23 protein-coding genes are annotated in these 22,307 nt (G+C 64.4%); 8 read left to right on the top strand and 15 right to left on the bottom strand.

Annotation, left to right across the window (positions count from 1 at the left end; genetic code table 11):
• Nucleotides 1–16 precede the first annotated feature (16 nt).
• From FG13_RS15575 to FG13_RS15525, 11 genes are all read right to left on the bottom strand, one after another.
• The gene (locus tag FG13_RS15575) at nucleotides 17–553 is read right to left on the bottom strand and encodes a type II secretion system protein (protein WP_235211743.1); all 537 of its coding nucleotides are present in this window, start codon (nucleotides 551–553) and stop codon (nucleotides 17–19) included.
• Nucleotides 540–923, bottom strand: coding sequence for a type II secretion system protein (locus FG13_RS15570; protein WP_152598781.1), 384 nt, complete (start codon nucleotides 921–923; stop codon nucleotides 540–542). The genes FG13_RS15575 and FG13_RS15570 overlap by 14 nt, the downstream gene beginning before the upstream one ends.
• Before the next feature lie 5 nt (nucleotides 924–928).
• Entirely contained in the window at nucleotides 929–1,399 is a 471-nt protein-coding gene (locus FG13_RS15565; RefSeq protein ID WP_268747017.1) for a type II secretion system protein, read from the bottom strand.
• An 8-nt stretch (nucleotides 1,400–1,407) separates the two neighbouring features.
• A complete protein-coding gene (locus tag FG13_RS15560; protein ID WP_051959124.1) occupies nucleotides 1,408–3,288 on the bottom strand; it encodes a secretin and TonB N-terminal domain-containing protein in 1,881 nt (626 codons plus the stop codon).
• A gap of 17 nt (nucleotides 3,289–3,305) precedes the next feature.
• Entirely contained in the window at nucleotides 3,306–3,842 is a 537-nt protein-coding gene (locus FG13_RS15555; protein ID WP_035822277.1) for a hypothetical protein, read from the bottom strand.
• Nucleotides 3,839–4,459 carry a type 4a pilus biogenesis protein PilO gene (gene pilO / locus FG13_RS15550; protein WP_035822275.1) on the bottom strand — a complete coding sequence of 207 codons (621 nt, stop codon included), beginning with the start codon at nucleotides 4,457–4,459 and terminating at the stop codon, nucleotides 3,839–3,841. Before pilO ends, FG13_RS15555 begins: the two co-directional genes overlap by 4 nt.
• Nucleotides 4,447–4,989, bottom strand: coding sequence for a hypothetical protein (locus FG13_RS15545; RefSeq protein ID WP_035822273.1), 543 nt, complete (start codon nucleotides 4,987–4,989; stop codon nucleotides 4,447–4,449). The genes pilO and FG13_RS15545 overlap by 13 nt, the downstream gene beginning before the upstream one ends.
• The gene (locus tag FG13_RS15540) at nucleotides 4,980–5,768 is read right to left on the bottom strand and encodes a hypothetical protein (protein ID WP_152598780.1); all 789 of its coding nucleotides are present in this window, start codon (nucleotides 5,766–5,768) and stop codon (nucleotides 4,980–4,982) included. The genes FG13_RS15545 and FG13_RS15540 overlap by 10 nt, the downstream gene beginning before the upstream one ends.
• A complete protein-coding gene (locus FG13_RS15535; RefSeq protein ID WP_035828253.1) occupies nucleotides 5,755–7,452 on the bottom strand; it encodes a GspE/PulE family protein in 1,698 nt (565 codons plus the stop codon). The genes FG13_RS15540 and FG13_RS15535 overlap by 14 nt, the downstream gene beginning before the upstream one ends.
• Before the next feature lie 25 nt (nucleotides 7,453–7,477).
• On the bottom strand, nucleotides 7,478–8,671 hold the full coding sequence (locus tag FG13_RS15530) for a type II secretion system F family protein (protein WP_035822271.1): 1,194 nt from the start codon (nucleotides 8,669–8,671) through the stop codon (nucleotides 7,478–7,480).
• A 256-nt stretch (nucleotides 8,672–8,927) separates the two neighbouring features.
• Nucleotides 8,928–11,459 carry a M4 family metallopeptidase gene (locus FG13_RS15525; protein WP_035822268.1) on the bottom strand — a complete coding sequence of 844 codons (2,532 nt, stop codon included), beginning with the start codon at nucleotides 11,457–11,459 and terminating at the stop codon, nucleotides 8,928–8,930.
• Between the two features lie 669 nt (nucleotides 11,460–12,128).
• On the opposite strand from FG13_RS15525, the gene FG13_RS15520 reads away from it, so the two are divergent.
• Entirely contained in the window at nucleotides 12,129–12,785 is a 657-nt protein-coding gene (locus FG13_RS15520) for a hypothetical protein (protein ID WP_035822266.1), read from the top strand.
• 94 nt (nucleotides 12,786–12,879) lie between these two features.
• Nucleotides 12,880–13,848 (top strand): IS1595 family transposase, encoded by a 969-nt coding sequence (locus FG13_RS15515; protein WP_035822264.1) that lies wholly within the window; start codon nucleotides 12,880–12,882, stop codon nucleotides 13,846–13,848.
• Between the two features lie 58 nt (nucleotides 13,849–13,906).
• Here FG13_RS15515 and argH read toward each other — a convergent pair whose 3' ends face one another.
• Nucleotides 13,907–15,304: an argininosuccinate lyase gene (argH, locus tag FG13_RS15510; protein WP_035822262.1), complete on the bottom strand. Its 1,398-nt coding sequence runs from the start codon at nucleotides 15,302–15,304 to the stop codon at nucleotides 13,907–13,909.
• Between the two features lie 265 nt (nucleotides 15,305–15,569).
• Here argH and FG13_RS15505 point away from each other — a divergent pair, with 265 nt between their 5' ends.
• Nucleotides 15,570–15,785, top strand: coding sequence for a hypothetical protein (locus FG13_RS15505; RefSeq protein WP_035822260.1), 216 nt, complete (start codon nucleotides 15,570–15,572; stop codon nucleotides 15,783–15,785).
• Nucleotides 15,786–15,999: 214 nt separating this feature from the next.
• Here FG13_RS15505 and FG13_RS31265 read toward each other — a convergent pair whose 3' ends face one another.
• The gene (locus tag FG13_RS31265) at nucleotides 16,000–16,179 is read right to left on the bottom strand and encodes a hypothetical protein (RefSeq protein ID WP_442905221.1); all 180 of its coding nucleotides are present in this window, start codon (nucleotides 16,177–16,179) and stop codon (nucleotides 16,000–16,002) included.
• Between FG13_RS31265 and FG13_RS30955 the strand changes: the two genes are divergently transcribed.
• The 4 genes from FG13_RS30955 to FG13_RS15490 all read left to right on the top strand — a co-directional run bounded on the left by FG13_RS30955 (nucleotide 16,096) and on the right by FG13_RS15490 (nucleotide 18,518).
• Entirely contained in the window at nucleotides 16,096–16,368 is a 273-nt protein-coding gene (locus tag FG13_RS30955; protein WP_235211742.1) for a hypothetical protein, read from the top strand. The two genes, FG13_RS31265 and FG13_RS30955, sit on opposite strands and share 84 nt — an antisense overlap.
• Complete coding sequence (locus tag FG13_RS15500) at nucleotides 16,365–16,571, top strand: hypothetical protein (RefSeq protein ID WP_035822258.1); 207 nt, start codon at nucleotides 16,365–16,367, stop codon at nucleotides 16,569–16,571. Before FG13_RS30955 ends, FG13_RS15500 begins: the two co-directional genes overlap by 4 nt.
• A 160-nt stretch (nucleotides 16,572–16,731) precedes the next feature.
• Nucleotides 16,732–17,157, top strand: a complete 426-nt coding sequence (locus FG13_RS15495) for a GNAT family N-acetyltransferase (RefSeq protein ID WP_035822256.1) — start codon at nucleotides 16,732–16,734, stop codon at nucleotides 17,155–17,157.
• Nucleotides 17,158–17,312: 155 nt separating this feature from the next.
• Nucleotides 17,313–18,518 carry an alpha/beta hydrolase family protein gene (locus tag FG13_RS15490; RefSeq protein ID WP_051959118.1) on the top strand — a complete coding sequence of 402 codons (1,206 nt, stop codon included), beginning with the start codon at nucleotides 17,313–17,315 and terminating at the stop codon, nucleotides 18,516–18,518.
• A gap of 28 nt (nucleotides 18,519–18,546) precedes the next feature.
• On the opposite strand, the gene FG13_RS15485 is transcribed toward FG13_RS15490, so the two are convergent.
• Both FG13_RS15485 and FG13_RS15480 read right to left on the bottom strand, forming a co-directional pair.
• Nucleotides 18,547–19,935, bottom strand: a complete 1,389-nt coding sequence (locus FG13_RS15485) for a YfcC family protein (protein WP_035822251.1) — start codon at nucleotides 19,933–19,935, stop codon at nucleotides 18,547–18,549.
• Between the two features lie 9 nt (nucleotides 19,936–19,944).
• Nucleotides 19,945–21,081, bottom strand: coding sequence for a succinylglutamate desuccinylase/aspartoacylase family protein (locus FG13_RS15480; RefSeq protein ID WP_035822249.1), 1,137 nt, complete (start codon nucleotides 21,079–21,081; stop codon nucleotides 19,945–19,947).
• Between the two features lie 199 nt (nucleotides 21,082–21,280).
• Between FG13_RS15480 and FG13_RS15475 the strand changes: the two genes are divergently transcribed.
• Entirely contained in the window at nucleotides 21,281–22,282 is a 1,002-nt protein-coding gene (locus FG13_RS15475; RefSeq protein WP_051959116.1) for a MurR/RpiR family transcriptional regulator, read from the top strand.
• The last annotated feature ends 25 nt before the right edge of the window (nucleotides 22,283–22,307 follow it).

Here is a 22,307-nt window from a genome sequence, read left to right as displayed (position 1 = left end):
GAATGCGGGCATGATATCAGTTCGCGCCTTTCGGCTTGAGCCCGGGCGCGCCGCCGGCCGCGTCGGGCGGGGCCAGCACCAGATCGTGCGGATAGGTGAAGTGCCAGTCCGCATAGCGCTGCTTGCGGCGCAGGCTGGCGTCTTCATCGAGAAAATTGTCCTGCTTGATGGGCAGCTGCGGCGACAGCGAATGGATGCCGACGATGCGTCCCTCCTGACGCAGCACCCCCCATTCCGCCTTGCCCGTGACGGGATCCGCATACAGGCGGCGCAAGTGCCGCCGGGCGTTGGCGAAACGCGGGTCGCGCAGCAATTCCTGCAGGGTCAATGGATAGCGGGGCCGCCCGTCGCCCGGCGTGCTGTCGTAGTAGCGGCCCAGCGCATTGCGAAATTCATGGCCGATGAACAGCAGCTCGCGCTCCTTGTCGCGCCGCGCGGCCGTGGCATGCAATTCGCTGGCCAGCACCAGGCCCACGCCCATGAAGGCGACCAGCATCAGGGTCCAGATATACGCGAAGCCCCGTGCGCGGCGTCGAAAATCAGAGCTGCTCAAAGGGGATGCCCTCGCGCGTCTTGCCCTTGGCGCCGCTGCGCACGTCGGCCACGCCGCCGATCTCGCCATTCGGCGAAGGGATCAGCTGCCAGGTGGCGGCGGACTCGGTGACGGGGTCCAGCGGCACGCTGCGGAAATAATGGTGGGTCACCAGGTCGGACAGCGCGGCCGGATACTCGCCCTTGTCGGCATAGTATTTATCGAGGCCGCTCCTGAGCACCTGCAGGTTTTCCTTCAGGGCGACTTCCTTCGATTTTTCCACCGAGCCGAAATAGCGGGGAATGGCGATCGTCAGCAGCAGCGAGATGATCGCCAGCACCACCAGCAGTTCGACCAGGGTAAAGCCGCGGCGAGGAGAAGAGGCTGGCATCGGGTTCACCATTGATTGAGCGGCACGCCGTTCAGGCCCACCTTGGTCGAGCGCGAGGCGACATCGAACACGTCCTCGCCTTCGCTGGGATTGTCGGGCGGCGAGGCATAGGCGCGCTTGCTCCAGCTGTCGGCGGCGCTGCCTTCTTCCCTGGGCTGGAACGGGTCGCGCGGCAGGCGGCGAAGGAAATAGATGTTTTGCTTGGACGGGCTGCGCTGGTCGGGCACGCCCTCGACCAGTTCCTCGAGTTTTTTCGGATAGCCGGATGCGCCCAGCGACAGCTTGATGCGGCCATTGTCCGAAGCGCGCTTGTAGGCGTCGATCGCTTCGCGCATTTCGATCAGGGCGCTGCGCAATTGCTGTTCCTTGGACCGTTGCAAGGCCACCTGCGCCATCGGCACGGCCACCGTGGCCAGGGTCGCCATGATGGCCAGGGTGATCATCAGCTCGATGAAGGTAAATCCCCTTGGTTTCACTGGCCACCTCACTGGCCACCCTTGCCTGATTTTTCGCCGGCGGCGGGTGCTTCGTCGCCGCCCGTCATGGGCGAGCCGCTGCGCGGCGCGGATTGCTCCGGCGCGGCGATGACCTCGGGGGAGCCGCCCACGCTGGCGCGGCCACCCACGGAGGCCTCGGTGCCCGAGTTGAATTCGGCTGTCGTCAGGTCCGGACGGCGGATGCTGCGCAGCAGGCGCGGTGTGATCGACAGCACGATCTCGCTGCGCATGGCGTCGTCCTTCTGGCTGCCGAACAAACGGTTCAGCACGGGCAGTTCGCCCACGCCCGGCACCTTGTTGGCCGTGCCCCGGTCTTCGTCGCTGATCAGGCCAGCCAGCACCTGCGTCTCGCCATCCTTCAGGCGCAGGACCGTCGAGGCGCTGCGCGTGCCGATCTGGTAAGCCTGCGTGCCCGTCTTGCTGATCACTTCCTTGACGACGTTTGACACTTCCAGGTTGATCTTGATGGCCACTTCGTCGTCCAGGTAGACGTTCGGTTCCACGTCGAGTTTCAGGCCCACGTCGATGTAGTTGACGCTGTCGGAACTGACGCCGTTATTCGTCGTGACGGTGATGACGGGCACGCGGTCGCCGATGAGGATCTTGGCTTTTTCCTTGTTGCGCACGCGGATGCGCGGATTGGCCAGGATATTGCTGTCGCTGTCCGTCTTGTTGGCGTTCAGGGTGACGCCGCCGATACCCAGGTTGATATTGTCGCCATTGATGCGGTGCAGGTCCGCCACCTTCAGGCCGCCAAGGCCGCCCGTAATACCTGCAGCACCGGCCAGTGTCAGGCTGGCCTGGTCCGGCCAGCGCACGCCCAGCTCCATCAGGCGCGTGCGCTTGACTTCCAGCACCTCGACTTCCAGCATCACTTCCGGATCGGCCAGGTCTTGCACGTTGATGATGCGCTCGGCCATGCGCACCATTTCCGGCGTATCGCGCAGCATGATGATGCCCAGGCGTTCATCCGTGACGACGTCCTTGGCCTTGAGCAGGGTCTTGATGGAAAACGCCACCGTCTTGACGTCGGCATTGGCCAGAAAAAAAGTGCGCACGACGAGCTGCTGGTAATCCTTCACCTTTTGCGGTGTGTTCGGATAGATCGTGATCGATTTGTCGCTGGTGACGCTTTGCTCCAGCTGGTTGGCGCCCAGCAGCATGGCGATCGCCTCTTCGATGCTGGTGTCGCGCACGGAGATCGTGGCGCGCAGCGCGGGATCGACTTCCTTGTCGAAGACGAAGTTCAGGCCCGAGACCTTGCTGATGAAGTCGAACACGGAACGCAGCGGCGCGTCGCGAAATTCGAGGGTCACGGGTTTGCGGTAGGCGGCCGCCAGCTTGCCGCCGGCCGGCAGGCTTTTCGATTGCGTTTCGCCGATGCGGCTTTTCAGGGCCAGCGCCTCGCGCTGTGCGGGGCGCTCCTGCAGCACCTGGCGCAAGGCTTCCTGCGCTTGCGCGATATTCGCCTCGCCGCCGCGCTGGTAGCTGGCCTGCGCTTCCTGCACCAGCTTGCGGTGCCGTTCATCCTGCGCCACGCCGGCCATGCCCCGCTGCGCCACGTCGTTGCTGGTGTCCAGCGCCAAGGCCTGCTGGTACAGCGCCTGCGCTTCGGGCAGCTTGCCCTGCTGGCGCAGCGCTTCCGCAGCGCCATTCAGCTTGTTCAGCGCGCGCATCCTGCCATTCGTGACGGCGATGCGGTACTTGGCGTTGGTCGGCTCGGCTTGCGCCGCCTGTTCCAGCAGGGCCAGGCCCTGTTCCGTGCGGCCCGCGCCCAGCATGGCCTGGCCATCGTTGTAGGCCTGGTTGCCGGCGCAGGCGGCCAGCAGGGACAGCACAGGCAGCAGGGTGATGAGATTACGAGACATACGTGCGGCGCATCGTTTCAATTGAGATCCCCTACGGCGAGTGTCTGTTTCAGGTTGAGCGGCAGATAGGTAAATTGCAGAGAACCCTGCACCACGCCGTCGAAGCGGTAGCGCTCTTCGAGCGTGTCGCCTGGGCGCGCCACCACGTTGCGTTCACCCGCCTGCAGGAAGTAGGCCGCCTTGCCTTCGTCGACGAAGCGGCCGAGGAATTGAAAGGGCAGCGGTGGCGGCGCGTTCGCATCCACGCGGGCTGCGGGCAGCGCGGCCTGCGCCGCCTGCTGGTCGAGCATGATTTTTTTCGGCGTCTCCGGTTGCCAGCTTTGCTTGGCGAACAGGGTGGCCGCTTCCTCGTCTTCCAGCGCCCGGCGCGGTTCGATGGCCAGCGCGCGATGGGTTGGCGGCGCGGCGACTGCAGCGAGCGGCGCGACCGCCACCCGCTCCACCTGGCGCGTGGTGGCCGTTGCCGGTCCCACGATGCTGCCTTCATCCTCGGGGGCGAACAGGGCGGCCAGCAAGGTCGCCACGGCGGCGCCTGCCAATACGGCTTTTTTCATCGGCGCACCTCCGCTTTTTTCACCAGCAGGATGAACTGGATGCGCGCGTCGATCTCGCCCGCCTCGATTTGCTCGCGCTTGAAGAGCACGGAGTCCAGGGTCAGGGTGGGCAGCGCCTGCAGGGCGTCGACGATAAAGGTTTGCAGCTGCGCGTATTCGGCTTTCACGGGCAGGGTGATCTGGTAGCGCAGGAAGGCCGTATTGCCGTCTTCCTGCGGCTTGTAGTCGGCCTTGGCCAGGGTGACGCCGCTCTTTTGCGCCACTTCCAGCAAAGCTTTCAACTGGTCGGGAATGCTGTCATGCGCGGGCAGGTAGGCGTGAAAGGCGGCCAGGCTGTCGGCATCCGCATCGAGCGTGATTGTTGCCTGCGGCAGTGCCGATTGTCTGGCCGCCGAGGCCAGTTGCGCCGCCAGTTGCCGCTGGCGTTCTGCCAGCGCATCGCCCTGCTGCATGGCGAAAGCGGCCAGCGCCAGGCAGGCCGCGCCGAGGGTACAAGGCCAGCCCAGGGTGCGCCCCAGCCGCTGCGCTTCCCACGCCAGGCGCGGCGGCATGCGCAGCTGCAGGCGTGGACGGGCCACGGGCGTGCCGGCTTTGAATACGGGTTTTATTGCCGCCATTGCGCCTCCAGCTGAAAACGGTAAGGGTGTTCGGGAGTGTTCGCGTTCATCTCGTGCTTGAGCAAGTACACGGAGCTGAACATCGGTTGCTGGTTCAGGAAGGCCAGGTAATTGAGCATGTCCTGCGGCGTTTCCGCTTCGGCGGCGATCTTCAGGACGCTGGCGCCATCCTGTCCCTGCTGCGCGTTCAGGTCCAGCCCCAGCAGGGCCACGCGCACGTCGCGCGGCGCCTGCACCGTCCTGACCAGGCGCGTGACGGGCAGGTTAAGCTGGCGCACGGCGGCAGCCACCTGTTTCAGTTCGAGGTCGCGTTCGCGCTGCTGGCTCGCCGAGAGGGGCGCGCGCTCGGGACGCGCGGGCTGCAGCTGTGCCAGTTGCGCTTCCAGGCGCCGCGTTTCCTGCGTCTGCACCAGCCAGTACACGGCGGCCGGCAGCAGCATCAAGCCGCCCGCCAGGCACAGGGCCAGGCGCCAGCCCTTGAAGGGTTGCGCCGCTCCAGGCGGCAGGAACTCCAGGCGGCTCAGGCCCATGCGGCCTCCCGCATCAGGTGGGCGCCGCTGGCCACGGCGACGGGCACGAAGCGTTCCGGCACGTTCGTTTGCGGCACGCCGCTCAAGTCGATCAGCGCCACCTGGTCGATGGCGTCCAGCTGTGGCGCACGCAAGTTCCAGCGCTGCCAAGCCCGGTCCAGTTCATCGCCCCAGTCCGTGGTGCAGGACTGGCTGTGCAGGGCCGTGATGCGCCCGCCGCTCGCCGTTGCCAGCAGCAGCCGTCCCGCTTCCAGCAGGGCGAAGGCGGCAGGTTTGCCGCCGGCGATGCTGCGCCAGGCCGGTCCGACAATGGGTTCGATGGACAGGCAGCGCCGGCCATGCGCGGCCGCCGCATCCTGCACGCCTTGCAGCATGGCCGCATCGATGCCGCAGGCCAGGCGCGGCTTGCCATAGGGCACGTCGTCGGCGGCCAGGCGCCAGGCGCGCGCGCCATCGCCGTAGACGGCGGCGAACTGGCTGTGCAGGAAGCGCTGGGCGCTGGCCGCATCGAGCAGGGCGCCGCTCCACGGCACCATCAGCATGGCGCACCAGCGGCTGGCCAGGCTGACGGCCAGCGGCAGTTTTTTGCCGCCATCCTGTTCGAGCCAGCCGCGCAGGGCGGCCAGCGCCACTTCCCAACTGGCGTCGGGGTTCGCAATGGGCAGGTGGAAGGCGCTGTCGGGCACGGGACGGCCGGCGCGGCGCAGCACGCCGTGCAATCCGTGCGGCGCCAGGTGCAGGCAGACGGTGGTGCGGGTAAGGCGTTCAATAAGTGACACGATTGAGCTCCGCTAAAGTGGTTTCGCCGCGCCGCACCAGGTCCAGGCCAGCTTCGCGCGCCAGGCGGAAACCGTTGCGCGCCGCTTCTTCCTTCATCTGGCTCAGGGGCGCGCGCGTGCAGATCATTTCGCGCATCGCGTCGCTGAGCATCAGCACTTCGGCGACGGCCTTGCGGCCCTTGTAGCCGGTGCCGCGGCAATGGCCGCAGCCCTTGCCGGCCATGAATTGCCAGTCCTGCACCTGGTGCAGGGCCAGGCCGCTGTCGCGCAATTGCTGCGCATCGGCCAGCACCTCGGCGCTGGCGTCGATGGCGCAGTGGGCGCAATTGAGGCGCAGCAGGCGCTGCGCCACGATGCCGTTCAGGGCCGCCGCAAAGCTGTAGGCGTCGACGCCCATGTGCAGGAAGCGCCCGACCACGTCGAAGACGTTATTCGCGTGCACGGTGGTAAACACCAGGTGGCCCGTGAGCGCGGCCTGCACGGCGATCTGCGCCGTTTCATCGTCGCGGATTTCGCCGATCATGATTTTGTCGGGATCGTGGCGCAGGATGGAGCGCAGGCCGCGCGCGAACGTCAGTCCCTTCTTTTCGTTGACGGGGATCTGCAGCACGCGCGGCAAGCGGTATTCGACAGGGTCTTCGATGGTGACGATCTTGTCGCGCCCCGTATTGATTTCCGTGATGGCCGCGTACAGGGTGGTGGTCTTGCCGGAACCCGTGGGCCCCGTCACCAGCAGCATGCCGTGTGGCTTGGCGGCCAGGCGTCGGATCTGCTCAATGGCGTCCTCGTTCAGGCCCAGGCTTTCCAGGCGCAGCGCCTGCGCCGCCTCCGTCAGCGCGCGCCGGTCCAGCAGGCGCAGCACGGCATCTTCGCCAAAGATATTGGGCATGATGGAGACACGGAAATCGATCTCCGCCCCTTTCACGCGCACCTTGAAACGGCCATCCTGCGGGATGCGGCGCTCGGCGATGTCGAGATCGGCCATCACCTTGATGCGCGAGATGATCTGTTCGGCCATTTGTAATCCCTGCACCTGGCCCGCCTGTACCAGCACGCCGTCGACGCGGTATTTGATGACCAGGCTGGCCACGTCGCATTCGAGGTGAATGTCGCTGGCCTGGAATTTCAGGGCGTCGTAGATGGTGGAGTTCACCAGTTTCACCACCGGGCTGCTGTCCTCGCTGATGCGGATCAGCGAGATATCCTCGATGCTTTGGTCCAGGCCCGGTACATCATCACCATGCTGCATTTCCTGCATCGCCTGCTGCACGCTTTCCTGCTGCAGCAGATAGGCGGCAAGGTCGTCCGGGTGCGCCAGCGCCACCGTGAAGGGCGTGGACAAGGCGAAGTCGGCCCACTGCAGCAAGTCTTCGGCAAACGGGTTGCCGATGACGAGCACGGGCGGCGCGCCGGGAACGCCAGGTTGCAGCAGCATGCAGTCGCGCTGGGCGCAATCCGTGTAGGGCAGCAGGCCGAAGGCGGGCAAGGCCGCCTGCAGTTCGGCCATCGTCCAGGCCGGGTAGCGGAACAGGGCGGCCAGCTGGCGCAAAAAGACTTCAGGCGGCAGGGCCGCCGTTTCCTGCAGCACGGTCATTTGCGGGCGGCCCTGTTCCAGTGCGCTGGCGTGGGCCCGGCGCAGCATGGCCGCATCGAGCACGGCCCGTTCTTCGTCGCGCGCGTTCATGTCATGCACCACATGGTAAAAACCGTCACGATAAGCTCCCCGCCAGTTCAAAGATCGGCATGTACATCAGCACCACCACGCCGCCGATGACGACGCCGATGATGGTCATCAACAGCGGTTCGAGCAGGCGCGATGCCCAGTCCACCCAGCGGGCGAATTCCTCGTCGTGGAACTTGGCCGAGCGTTCCAGCATGTCGCCCAGGCGGCCCGTGTTCTCGCCCACTTTCAGCAGCGATTGCGCCACCGGCGTGGCCATGCCGGCGTGTTCCAGCGCGGTGGAAAACGGCATGCCTTCCTGCACCGCGCGACGCGCCTGCGCCAGCTGCTCCTGCTGCGCCGGCAGCAGCATGGGCGCCACCATGGCCAGCGCCTTGTGCAGGGGGATGCCGGCGTGCAGCAGCAGGCTGAGGGCACGGTAGAAGCGCGCCAGGCGAAATTCCGCCGCCTTCGCGGCCAGCACGGGCAGGCGCAGGAGGCGCAGCACCAGCGCCATGCGCATGCTGCGGTTGGCGATGCCGAACACCACGGCGGCCACCACGGCGGCCAGCGCGCCGGCGCACAGCAGTGGATGCGCGGCCAGGGTCTGGCCAAAGCCGAGCAGCATTTGCGACATCCACGGAATCTCGCGGCCCGAACTTTCGTAGACGACGCTGAATTTTGGCACCACGTAGCCGAGCAGGAACAGGGTCACCAGGCCGCCGACGACGAGCAGCATGCACGGGTAGATGGCGGCGGAAATGAGTTTTTTGCGGATGGCGTCGAACTGCAGCTGGTAGGCGACGAAGCGGGCCAGCGCCTCGGGCAGGTTGCCCGAGCGTTCGGCCGCATGCACGGTGGCGATGTAAATGTCGGGGAAGATGTCGGGAAAATCGGCCAGGGTGTCGGAAAAGCTTTGCCCTTGCTGCAGGGTCAGCACGATGGCGGCCAGCGTGGCCCTGGCGCCCGCGCGCGTTTCCTTGTTGTGCAGGGTGGCCATGGCCTCACCCAGGTTCAGGCCCGCTTCGAGCAGGGCCAGCAGCTCCTGGCTGAATTGCAGCAGGGGCAGGCCCTGTTTGCCGGGACGCAGCGCGGCGCCCGCGTCCAGCGCGGTGCCGGCGTCGACGGCCAGCACGCGCCAGCCGCCGCGCACGGCCGCGCGGATCGCCTCGGCCTCGCTGGCGGCGTCGATGGCCAGCGCCTGGCTGCCCGCCGGGCCCTGCACCTGGAGGTGGAACTGCATCGTCGGCTCAGGCGAGCATGGCGAGGGCCTGGGGCGTGAAAATGGGGTGATGTGAAAAGGGGAAAGCGCGTGCGGACAAGGTCGAAGTAGGCATCGGTCAGGAACAATCCAAAAAAAGTTCAATTCGTCGCGGGTACCGGCAGCAGGCAAGAGGCAATCACTGCCTCAGGGTAGACTGGAATTGCCAGGAAATCAATCGTGCCGTGCGGGCAAGCCTTGTATCGATGGCTTGCCCGCATGTTCAGCCCTCAGCCGCTTACTGGGTAACCAGGCTGACCTTGTCGATCACGAACGAGGTTTGCAGCGATGCGTCCTCGGTGGCGGCAAACGAGATCTGCACGGTCTGGCCCTTGTAGGCGATCAGGTCGAAGGTGCGGATCTGGTAGCCGGCCGCCTTGTTCACGTTCGAGTACGAAGCCAGGGTGCCCAGCACCGTGCCGGCGCTGTTCTTCACGGTGACGACCAGCTTGTCGTACACGGTATTGCCTGTTTCAGCCGTGTCGATATGCAGCGCGAAGCTCAAGCTGGCCGAGGTGGCCGCGGCCGGAATGGCCACGCTTTGCGTCAGCGATTCGCTGGCCGTGGCGCCATTGCCGCCCAGCCAGGCGTACTTCGTGCCTTCGTACGCGGTTTGGCCCGTGAAGGTGCCGATGGCGCCCGTGGTGCCGCTCCAGCCCGTGGCGCCGGACTCGAATCCGCCGTTCGTCACGCGCTCGGTAGCGCTGCTCGTACCCACCGTCAGCGTGGCGTTGTTCGACGTGGCCGTCACGGCAGGCGAGGACGAATCCGTCACCGTTGCCTTGAACACGGCGCCGCTGTCGGCCGCCACGGCCGTGAAGCTGTAGGCTGGCGACGTGGCGCCGCTGATCACGGCGCCGTTGCGGAACCACTTGTAGGTGTACGGTGCCGTGCCGCCGCCCGCGCCCACGGCGAACGAGGCGGTGGCGCCCGGTGCGACGGTGATGCTGGCTGGCTGGCTGGTGATCGTCACCGCGCCGCCCGTCGTCGATTCATCGACGTCGGCGCCCACGTTGATGGCCGCATACGCGCGCTTGACGGCGATCGATTCGGCGCTGCCCACGCCATACAGTTCCTCGGCTGCCTGCAGCACTTTGTTGCGCGCGTCGGCGTAGTTGGTCGACGAGGTGAACTTGGTGGTGGCGGCCTTGAACCAGATGCGGTAAGCCTTGTCGCTGCCGATACCGGTCATGGCCAGCGGGCTTTTGTTCAGGTAGGAGCTGTAGTAGTCGCTGCTGGACGTGGAGTTCGAACCTTGCGACAGGAAGTAGAACATGCGGTTGTTCGGGCCGCTGCTGTAGTGGACGTCGAGGTTCTTGATGGTGCTGCTCCACGCATTCGGGCTGCTGCCATCCTTGCTTGGCTTGTACAGCCAGCGCAGCGGCTGGCCATTCTTGGCGATTTCCTTGCCCGTCATCCAATCGTTGCCCGTGTTGGGGATGGTCGTGCCCGTGCCGCCGGCGCGCGCATACGCTTCCACCATTTCACCGGCGATGTCCGAGCTCGATTCGTTCAAGCCGCCCGATTCTTGCGAGTAGATCAGGCCCGAGGTGGCGTCCGTGATGCCGTGGCCCATTTCGTGGCCGATCACGTCGATGGAGCCGAGGTTGTTGAACGAGCTGCCGCCGTCGCCGATGTACATGCACTTGCAGCTGCTGTCGTAATAGGCGTTGTCGTAGGCCGTGTTGACGTGGGCGGCGATGTGGGTGGCCGTGTTGTTGCCATCCAGGCTGGACCAGCCCAGCACGTTCTTGTGCGTGTCGTAGGTGTTCATCAGGCCCCACATCGCGTTCACGGCCGCCGTCTGGCCGTTGGCGTTGGTGGTGCTGCCGCCGTTGATGTATTGCTGGCCGTCGCCCCAGGTGTTGCTGGTGCTGCTGTACACGCTGCCCGAGGTGGTGCCGTGGTTGGCGTTCGTGATGGCCATGCCGCCGAAGCTGCCGCCCGTGCCGCGGCTCGGGTCCTTCATGGTGTAGGTGCTGCCCGTGAGCGTGGTGTTGAGCGGTACCTGGCCGTTGTACTGGCTGTTGCCGATGCCGGCCACGGTTTTCAGGGCTTTCCATTGACGCAGGATGCGGCCATCCCTGGCGCTGACGACGGTGTCGTAGTAGACCGGTTTGCTACCGCTGATCATGCGCGTTTGCACCAGGTAGGCCAGCTCGTAGTGGTCGACCACGTCCTGCACGTCGAGGGCGTTCAGCGCGGCTTCCGACTTGTTCTCGGCGCCGGCTACGCGCACGGTTTTCATGACGGGGTAGATCAGCAGCTGCGCATGCGGCGGCACGTGGTCGACGGCCTGCACGCCGATGCTTTTCACGGCGGCGGCGATGGCGGCGGCGGCGCTGACGGCCGGCGTGGTGTCGATATCGGTGGTGGCGCTGCGGGTGACGGAATTGACGCCGCCGCTACCGAGGCCGGAAGCGCGGTCCGACACGGATTCGCTGACGATGTCGCCGGCGTTGTTGCTGACGACGACCGTCTCGGAGCCGAAGACGGGCAAGCCCTTGTAGGTGTGCTGCACGCGGCTCACGCGCGTGCCGCTGACGCCCGGATGCTGGGCGCCGACGGCAAAGCCATGCTCGGTATTCAAGCCGCGGCTGCGTGCCTGCGCGGCCAGCTTGTTGACCAGGCCGGCGTTCTCTTGTGGAGAGGCCAGGGTCACCGGGGCAGCCATCAGGGTCTGTGGCAGCGGCGTGGCGGCGTCCGCCGTGGTGGCCATCAGCGGCAGGGCGGCGATGGATGCGGCAACTATCGTCAAACGTAAATTCATTTCTGCTCCATGGTATCGGTTAAGGAAATGGTGAATGAGCTGGCCGCGATGCCTGATGGCCACCCCGGCGTGCCTGGCAGGCGGATAGCCTGCCGTTTTGTGGTGGCGTGACGCCGGGTAGGGGGACACTAAACTTGTCGAGATCGCCATGTCAAAAAATTCAAGAAATGGGTCATCAGGCGAATTTTTGTTAAGAATTGAACATTTATCGACGCTGCATCATCGGAAAGTTTGATCTACCACAAGCTGTAACTTTTGTTTTGGACTACTTCCCCTAATGGCGCGCTCTGTTGGAAAAACACTGTTGCATTTTCTAAATGTTGCGATCTACACTAGCTCTTCGCATTGTCCCCAGTGGACCAGGCGACGACAAAAAAAGCGCACGCGGCAATGACCGCGTCCAGATACAGCGCATCGGGAAAAAAATCGGGAGTTTCACATGACGTCAGTTCTGTTTTCTGCTGTTGGTTTCAGCCATTTCCCCTCTGGAGCGGCATTCATGCTGCATCCGCCTTCCTAGCCGCCGCCAGCCGGCTCTTCCCCCGCGAGGGGGGCTTTTCAGTGAGTCCGACCGCGCCGCCCGGCGTGGCCGCTGGCGCAGTGCATCTTTTTTTCAGGAAGGGTTGCCGGCTCCTGGTGCGTGCACCGGAATCACCGGCCTGACGAACTATGCTTTCGATAGCGACCAAAGTGGAACAGATCGTGATGGAATCGGCCTTTCTCAGCGAGGGATTGGGCCGCGGCTTGCTGAACCTGTCGGAACTGGCGCGCCAGCTGCAGCCGCAATTGCAGAGCGACTTATGGAAACCGGTGGGGCAGGCCGCCGTGGTGATGGCGCTGCGCCGCCTGGCCGAACGGATGCCGCAGCAGAAAAGCGGCGAGATCGTACTGGCGCACCGCGCGGGAGAACTGTCCACGCGCAGTGAGTTGATGATTTTTACCTACCGCTATTCCGACCAGACCTATGATTGCCAGCGCCAGTTGCTGGCGCTGGCCGCACCCCAGCGCGGCACTTTCATTACCGTCACGCGCGGCGTCAACGAGGTGATGGTGATCTGCAGCCGCAGTTTGCATGCGCTGGTGGACGAGGTCTTTGGCGGCGAGCAGGAACTGGCGCGCCTGGAACGGGTGACGGCCGTGACCCTGCACCTGGCGCCCGAAACCTGCTATACGCCGGGCGTGTATCACGCCATCCTCAAGCGCCTGGCCTGGGAGCGCATCAACCTGATCAACATCATCTGCACCTATACGGAGCTGACCTTGCTGCTGGAGGCGTCGCAGACGGGGGCCGCCTTTTCCGTCCTGTCGAAAATCGTCGCGCAATGAGAAAGGCTCTGTCCCCGCTAAGTAGGGGAAGTCCCAGGAATCTTCCTGTGCCCCTGCTGTCTGACTGTACATCGCAGACAAACGGGAGCCTTCCATGCAGCCAAGCCAGTGGAAAACCTTTATCGCCCAGTTCGCCGCCCTGAACCGCCGCCAGCGACAGGCAGGCATTGCCCTGCTGCGGGGCAGCGCGCTACACGACGCGACCGTCGCGCTGCTGGAAAATGTGGCCCAGCCGCGATTGGCCTGCCCCGCCTGCAACAGCAATCATGCGCACCGGCACGGTCATGCACACGGACTGCAGCGTTATCGTTGTGTGCCATGTGGCCGCACCTTCAATGCGCTCACCGGTACGCCGCTGGCCCGATTGCGGCATAAATCGTTGTGGCTCGACTACGCCGATTGCCTTCTGGCATCCGATTCTGTGCGCAAGGCGGCGTTACAGCTGGGCGTACACCGCAACACCACGTTCCGCTGGCGTCACCGTTTTTTATCGCTGGCAAAGACAGACCGGCCCCATTGCCTGCATGGTATTGCCGAAGCGGACGAATTGTATGTGCTGGAATCGGAAAAGGGATCGCGGCATCTGACGCGTCCGGCCCGCTGCCGGGGCGGCCATGCCCACGAGCGCGGCATTTCCAATGAACAGGTTTGCATCCTGGTAGCGCGCGACCGCACAGGACAAACCCTCGATTTCGTTACGGGTAAAGGAGCGTTGACGAAAGCGCAGCTGCATCATTGCCTGTTGCCCGTCATCGACAAGGACATCTTGCTGGTCACCGACGGCCATGCCGCCTACCGGGCCTTCGCTCGAGAATCGGGCATCAGTCATCAGGCCGTTAACTTGCGCGCTGGCATCCGCGTGCAGGGTGCCGCCCATGTGCAGAACGTCAACGCCTATCACAGCCGACTGCGGCAATGGCTGGGTCCCTTTCACGGCGTCGCGACGCGCTACCTGCCGAACTACCTGGGCTGGCGCTGGATACTAGATGCCGGGCGCATCCGTTCGCCAGAAACATTATTGAAGGCAACGCTGGGAGCGTTTCCACACCTGACGGTGACATAGCCATGAAAAACGCCCCGCCACATTGCTGCGGCGGGGCGTCAGGCAGAGTAGTCGCTGCTTATTTTTCCAGCTGTGTACGCACGCGGGCGATCGCGGCGCGGACCTGGCGTGGCGCCGTGCCGCCCACGTGGTCGCGCGCGGCCACGGAGCCTTCCAGGGTCAGCACGGCAAACACGTCGTCGTCCGTCAACGGGGAAAACGCGCGCAACTGCTCCAGCGACAGGTCGGCCAGGTCGCAGCCGGCGTCGACGCAGGCGCGCACGGCCAGGGCCACGGCTTCATGGGCGTCGCGGAACGGCAAGCCCTTTTTGACCAGGTAGTCGGCCAGGTCGGTCGCCGTGGCGTAGCCCTGCAGGGCCGCCGCGCGCATCGCTTCCGGTTTCACCGTGATGCCGCCAGCCATGTCGGCGAAGATGCGCAGGGTGTCGATGACGGTGTCGACGGTGTCGAACAGCGGTTCCTTGTCTTCCTGGTTGTCCTTGTTGTAGGCCAGCGGCTGGCCTTTCATCAGGGTCAACAGGCCAGTCAGGTGGCCGTAGACGCGGCCCGTCTTGCCACGCGCCAGTTCCGGCACGTCCGGGTTTTTCTTTTGCGGCATGATCGACGAGCCGGTGCAGAAGCGGTCGGCGATGTCGATGAAGCCGATGCGTGGGCTCATCCAGATCACCAGTTCTTCGGCCATGCGCGACACGTGCATCATCAGCACGGCGGAGGCGGCGCAAAATTCGATGGCGAAATCGCGGTCCGAGACGGCGTCGAGCGAGTTGTGGCAGACGTCGTCAAAGCCCAGCGTTTTTGCCACGCGCAGGCGGTCGATGGGGAAGGTGGTGCCGGCCAGCGCGGCGGCGCCCAGCGGCAGGCGGTTGACGCGCTTGCGGCAGTCGGCCATGCGCTCGGCGTCGCGGCCGAACATTTCGACATACGCCAGCATGTGGTGGCCGAAGGTGATCGGCTGGGCCACCTGCATGTGGGTAAAGCCCGGCATGATGGTGTCGGCATGCTGCTCGGCCAGGTCCGTCAGCGCGCTGCGGAAGGTGGTCAGCAGGGCGGTGATGTCGTCGATGGCGGAGCGCACATACAGGCGGATGTCAGTCGCCACCTGGTCGTTGCGCGAACGGCCCGTGTGCAGGCGCTTGCCCGCATCGCCGACCAGTTCGGTCAGGCGTTTTTCAATATTCAGGTGGACATCTTCCAGGTCCAGCAGCCATTCGAACTGGCCTGCGGCGATTTCCTGCGAGATTTGCGCCATGCCGCGCTGGATTTCCGCGTAGTCGGCCGGGCTGATGATGGCTTGCGCATGCAGCATTTCCGCATGGGCCAGCGAACCTTCGATGTCGAACAGCGCCAGGCGCTTGTCAAAAAATACAGAAGCTGTGTAGCGCTTGACGAGGTCCGAGACCGGTTCGGAAAACCGGGCCGACCAGGCTTCGCCCTTTTTGGAGAATTGATCAGTCATGAAAGAAGTCCTTTAGTGTAGGGCGATTATAAACAAGGTTGGCCGGCGGTAGGGCTTTTAGGGGCTTGCAGGGCGCTGAAATGGCCAGGAATGGGGCTGGCAAGCGTCAAATGCCACGGCGCGGGCACGTTGTCCGTTCCATCCGCGCTGTTTGTATTCTGTCCCGCGAATCGTGCGTTTGGTCGCAATCCGATGGCGGTTCAGGGGGGATCGGCCTACAGTTCAATCATCGCAGCACACAACCCGCCACTCAAAGGACATCATCATGAACATCGCTAAAAACATGGAAGCCATCTTCGTCGCCATCATCGCCATCATCGCCATCGCCGCCGCCACCAGCCTGGCCACCGCCGCCGTGCCGAAGTTCCGCGCCGCGCCGGCAGCTTCCGCCACCTTCGCCGCCAGCGCCGGGCAAGTCACCATGCACACCGTGTACGTCAGCGCCAAGCGCCTGAGCGCGGAAGAAAAAGCCGCCCTGTAAGCGCGGCAATGCCATGCAGGCAGTATCAGTAACAGCAGTAGCCGCACCGCATCTTGCAGCACCTTGCAGTATCCCATCATGGGCAATCGGAACGGGCGGCGCCCCCGGTTCTCTCCAACCCAGATGACAGCAGCAATACCCAACACACAGTAGCCGCAGGCAGAACGCGCGCTTCCAGCCAGGCAGCCTATTTTCACCAGACAGCCCTCAGTGATCATCGGCATCGCGCCGGCGGCAGTGGACAGCCACGCCCTGGCGCATTTCGTTCAATGCCCAGCGCAGCGGCAGCCTCGGCGCGCACCGAGGCGTCGTGATCGGCCAGCAGCGCCGCCGCGGCGGGAGCCATTTCGGGAAAACGCATTTCACTGAAGGCCCAGACGGCAAGCTGGCGCACGACAGGCTGCGGGTCGAGCAAGGCCAGCAGCAGCGCGGCCAGCGCGGCTTCCTGCCTTTCATCGGGTCACTTGGTATTCTGTCCCTTCTTTTGGGCGGTTTGTCGCAATCCGGTGGAGATGGTGGGCCGATGCGCCTACAGTTCCATCATCGCAGCAGACAACCAGCCATCCAAAGGACACCATCATGAACATCGCTAAAAACATGGAAGCCATCTTCGTCGCCGTCATCGCCATCGCCGCTGCCACCAGCCTGGCTACCGCCGCCGTGCCGAAGTTCCGCGCCGCGCCAGCCGCTTCCGCCGCCCTCGTTGCCAGCGCCGATCAAGCCACCATGCATACCGTGTATGTCAGCGCCAAGCGTCTGAACGCCGAAGAAAAAGCCGCGCTGTAAGCATGGCGGCAGCGTGCCAGTTGCAGCTACGGCAGCAGCAGGCAGAGTACCCCCGTCATCAGCAGTCAGAAGGGGAGGCAGCCGGATTCTTTCCTGCCCAGGTGACAGCAGCGCGCAAATCGCCGATGATCAGTTTTTCCCACGACAGGCGGACAGCGTGATGCCACACTTGAAGATCAGTAGCGACAAGGCGGAACTTGACGTTCCGGCCATTCACCATTTTCTCAGTACGCAATCGACATGGGCCATCGGCATCGCGCAGGCCACCGTACAGCGTGCCATTGACCATTCGCTATGCTTCGGCGGCACGCTGGACGGCCGTCAAGTGGCGTTCGCCCGCGTGGTCAGCGACTACGCCACGTTTGCCTATCTGGTCGACGTGTATGTGCTGGAAGAGTGCCGCGGCCGCGGCTACAGCAAGCGCCTGATGGAGGCCGTGATGGCGCATCCCGACTTGCAGGGTTTGCGCCGTTTCATGCTGGCCACCAGCACGGCGCATGGCTTGTATGCGCGTCACGGCTTTACGGCGCCACTCAGGCCGGAGACGCTGATGGAGCGGTATTTTCCCGATATTTATCGGCGTTGAACAGCTGACGTGGTTTGTGCGCGCCCCCAGTCTTGGCCTGATATCGCCATTTTCCTGATCAACAACGCGACAGCTCCCTATCGGATCCTGACTCCATGACTTCTTATTTTCTCTGGCCTCTCCTTGTCGCATCGCTCACGGCGACTGCCGCGCCGATGCCGGAGGCATTCAGTCCGGCGCCTTGCGAGACGGGTATTTTTCGCCAGGACCAGACGGGCTTCGTCGCCCTCACCCAAGGGGGAAAAGGGTACGCCTATACTTTCAGCGACGGGACCGTCGGCAACACGCAGGATGCCGGCGCCTTGCTCGCGTGCGGAAAGGACGCCGTGCTTGTCAACGGCAAGGAACGCTGGCCGAAAGTGGCATTGGCCAAAGCGGATACGCGTTTTGAATCGCATGGCATCATGCTCGCGGGCCGTTTGCTGGAAGCGCCGGGCGCCGGCAAGGATACGCCGCTGGTCGTGTATGCCCATGGTTCCGAAAGCAGCGGCTGGATAGACCGCGCGCGCGACCCTTACCAGATGGTTGGACGGGGCGTGTCCGTTTTCGTGTATGACAAGCGCGGCACGGGGCTGTCCGAAGGCGAATATACGCAGAATTTCCCACGCCTCGCCGATGACCTGGTGGCTGCGTCGCGTGAAGCAAAACGGCTGGCGCAAGGGCGCTACGGCCGCTTCGGCTTGATGGGCGTGAGCCAGGGTGGCTGGATCGCCCCGCTGGCGCAGGCGCGCGCCAAGGCGCAATTTCTCGGCATTGGCTATGGCCTGGCAGTCGATATCACGGAACAGGATGCGGCGCAGGTCGCCAGGGAATTGCAGGATAAGGGCTATGGCGACGACGTCATCGCCAAGGCCAGGACGGTGACGGATATCACGGCCAGAATCGTCAAATCCAGCTACCAGGATGGACTGGACGACCTGTCGGCATTCCAGCAGCAGTTTGGCAAGGAAGCGTGGTTTGGCCTCATCAAGGGAGGCTACACGGGGGTGTTGCTGGGCATGCCGGCCGAGGAGTTGCGAAAGCATGGCATACCGCGGTTCGACAAGCTCGATATCGACTGGTCGCTCGATCCCGTGCAGGTTGTCAGTCAAGTCACGGCGCCGCAGTTATGGGCCCTGGCGGAGGACGACCGCCAGGCACCGCCGGCTGTCACCGTGGAGCGCCTGACGGCGTTACGTGGCCAGGGCCAGGCCATCTCTGTCTACGTTTTCCCGCAGGCCGATCACGGCATGCGCGGCTACGTTCAGGCGCCGGATGGAACGCGCAAGTCCACCGTCATCACGCCCGGGTTTTACGACCTGATGGCCGACTGGGCAAAGGGCTGCATCCATGGCGCCTACGGACAGGCGTACCGCAAATAAGAAAGCCACGGCGATGGTGCCGCCGTGCTTACTGCCACTGCATCAGGCACGGCGGAATCAATAGCAGAAGCGCCAGCACCAGGTAAATCAGCTGCAGCGGAATCATCCACTTGGCCCACGTAATCCAGGGCACGCGCGCCAGCGCCAGCACGCCGACGGTGATGCCGGACGTGGGGATCATCGGCGTGGTGAATTCGCCGAACTGGAAGGCCAGGATGGCGGTCTGGCGCGTCACGCCCACCAGGTCGGCCAGCGGCGCCATGATCGGCATGGTCAGCGCCGCCTGGCCGCTGCCGGAATGGATGAAGAAGTTGATCACCGACTGCATGAAGAACATCTTTTGCGCGGCGAAGACGGGGCTCGACGACGCCACCAGGGGCGTCAATGCATGCAGCATGGTGTCGATGATCTGCGCGTCGCGCGCCAGGATCATGGTGCCGCGCGCCAGCGCGATGACGAGCGCCACGCTGACCATGTCGCGCGCGCCCTGCACGAACGACGCCACCAGGCTGTCCATGTCGAGCCGGCCGACCAGGCCGACGACGATGGCCATCACCAGGAACAGGGCGGCGATTTCATCGATGAACCAGTCGTACTTGACGACGCCGACGACCATCGTCAGCAGGGTCGCCATGAAAATCCACAGCACCGCGCGATGCGTGCGCGTCATGCCGGCAAAGCTGCTCAGGTCCAGTGTGTGCTCGCTGCGCTTTTCGATGTCGAGCAGGTAGGTCGGGCTTTTTTCCGGATGGCGCTTGATGCGCGCCGCGTACCACATCAAGAACACGATGCTGACCGCCGTGGCGATGGCCCACACGATCAGGCGGTAGCCGATGCCGGAAAAGATCGGCACGCCGGCGATACCCTGAGCGATGCCGACGTTGAACGGGTTCAAAAAGGCGGCGGAAAAGCCCACTTGCGAGCCGATGAAGGGAATCGACACGCCCGTGATGGTGTCATAGCCCAGGGCCAGGGCCAGCGGCACGAAGATCAGGATGAAGGGAATCGCTTCCTCGTTCATGCCGAAGGTGGCGCCGCCCAGCGAAAACATGGTGAAGAAGACGGGGATGATGGCGGCGCGCACGAAGCGCGAACTGGTGTGCGCCTTGGCGATGGCCTTGATCAGCGAATCGAAGGCTTCCGTTTTTTGCAGCACGGCGAAGGCGCCGCCGACGATCAGCACGAAGCCGATGATCAGGCTGGCGTCGACGAAGCCCTTGATGGGCGCCATCATCAGTGCGGCGAGTCCCTGCGGCTTGTTGTCGACGTAATGAAACGTGCCGGGGATGATCAGCTGTTTGCCGTTGACCAGTTGGGTGTCGAATTTCCCGCCTGGCACCAGCCACGTCGCCAGGGCGATCATGGCCAGAATGCCGCACAGCAGGACGAAGGTATTGGGGAGCTTGAATTTTCTCATGGGTGTCACTTATTGGCTCAGCAGGCTGCCGCCGCGGAAGGCGACGGCGCCTGCGACCTTGCCGACGTTCATGCCGCGCAAAACGTGGCGGTGGGCGCTGCGCGCAAAAAAGACGCCGGCGACCGTGCAGCGCAAGGTCGTCGTCTCACCGCTGACGGGGTCGATCAGGTCGGCCACGGCGTCGCCGGCGGCCAGCACCTCGCCCATTTCGCGCAGGTAGACCAGCACGCCGTGATGCGGCGCGAGGATCGGTTCCACGCCGGCCAGCGGCGTGGGCTCGCATTGCGGTGCGGGCAGGTCGTCGCCGGCGCCGGCTATCTCCAGCACGCCCTCGATGGCGAGAAAACGCAGCAGGGCGGCAGCGTCGCGTTCGGCCAGGGCGTAGCTCACTTCCACTTCGCCGCGCAATTCGACGGTGGTCGACAGGCAGGCGGCGGGAATCGGATAGCGTCCGCCGAAGTGCGCGTCGAGATCCCACCACAAGCGGCTGCAGGCTTCGTCGAACGGCTCTTCGCCGGCCGCCAGTTCCAGCAGCACGGCGCGCGCGCCCAGCAGCGCGGAAAGGGGCGCGATCTGCGCCGCCAACGGCGTGCCCGTGTAGATGTGCAGGGCCGCCTCGTTATCGCAATGCAGATCGAGCACGATGTCGGCGTCGATGGCCATGCCCAGCAGGGTTTTCTTCAAGGTCTCCGCATCCGTGCCCGGCCGCCAGGCGGCGACGGCGGCGCGCGCATGCTCGCGTATCAGGGCCACGTTGGCTTGCGCATCCTGTCCCAGCAGGCCAGCCAGCGTGTTTTTCAGTTCATCGGCCACGTGGCGGTAGGCGCGGTTGAAGTTGATGCCGGTGGTCAGGTCGAAGCGGCCGAACGGCGCGCCATGGATGGCTTGCGCCAGGCCGATCGGGTTGGCGGCCGGCACCAGGATGATTTCGCCGTGGATCTTGCCGGCCGCTTCCAGCGCCAGCAGTTCACGGCGCAAAAATTGCGACACCAGCATGCCCGGCACCTCGTCCGCGTGCAGCGCCGCCTGGATGTACACCTTTTTGCCGCTGCGGCTGGTGGCTGCCACGGCGCCGAAGTGGAAACTGCTCAATTGGCACGCTACGCTGGCGTGCGCGGTGGAGATGGGATGCTGGTGTACTTGCATGGTGGGTGCCCCGAAAAGGTGCATGGTTGATGGATTCCGGTCGATTATGTAGCAATATTTTCACGAAGTAAATCAATGAAAATCCTTTTACAAATATTTGTTGAGTTTTCTTTTTGATATGAGTACAGTAAGTTCCAGCGACCCGATTTCGCCTTCCGCCAGTGATCCGCAGTCCCCAAGAATACAGGCCGCCAGTGATATGAGAGCATCCGCCAGTCCTGCCAGAAGCAGCGCCCCCAAGCCACTTGCCACCGCGCTGGCGTCGCCCGATGCCGCCTTCGCGCAATCGCCGCTCGGGCAGGCGCTGATGCACGTGCTGGCCGGCGGCTCGGCTTCGCAGCGGCAGATCGCCGACTACCTGCTGCGCAACCAGATGCGGGTGACGGCGCTGGGCATCGAGGAACTGGCCGACAGCTGCCAGGTATCGACAGCCACCATCAGCCGCTTCGCGCGCGACATCGGCCAGAAGAATTATTCGGCCATGCGCGGCGCCATGGCCGAAACCCTGCAATCGCTGTTGCAGCCGGTCGACAAACTGCGCCGCACGATAGAGCGGCGCGCGCGCGCCACCTCGCCTGTCACGCAAAGCCTGGAATATGCGGCCGCGAACATCGCCGCCACGTCCGATGCCCTGTCGCCGCAGGCCATGCAGGCCGTGGTGCGCCGCCTGACGCGCGCCAGGGTCGTGTATGTGATGGGTTTCGGCCTGTCGGCCAACCTGGCCGGCATGCTGGTGCAGCACCTGCAGCCGTTTTGCCCGCATGTGGTGGAAGTGGTGGGCATCGGCGGCTCGGAAGTGGCGGCCGGCCATCTGGTCAACCTGACGGCGCACGACGTGCTGGTGGTGATCTCGTTCCCCCGCTACACGCTCGACTGCATCGGCCTGGCCAGCTTCGCGCGCGACCGCGGCGCCTGCATCGTGGCGCTCACCGATTCTCCCGCCTCACCGCTGGCCGAACTGGCCGACCACGCGCTGTATGCGCAAAGCACGCATCCCGTCCTGCCCAGCAGCGCCAGCACGGCGCTGGCCATGATCGAGGCGCTGGCCGTGGCACTGATGGTATCGAACAAAAAGAACGTTGAAAAAGCGGCCCGCCTGAGCGACGTCATCGCCGCCTATCTGTACGGCGGCGAGCATGGTGTGCAGGGCTCCCGGAAAACAGCTTCAAAGCAACGCAAGGCAGTCGCAAAATCATTATAAAAATCAGGCATCATTATTGGGGAGA

It is taken from the genome of Janthinobacterium sp. RA13, assembly GCF_000745325.1.
Lineage (GTDB): Bacteria > Pseudomonadota > Gammaproteobacteria > Burkholderiales > Burkholderiaceae_D > Janthinobacterium > Janthinobacterium rivuli.
The sequence above is the reverse complement of the archived record's forward strand: the minus strand, read 5'-3'. Positions and strand labels throughout refer to the sequence as shown.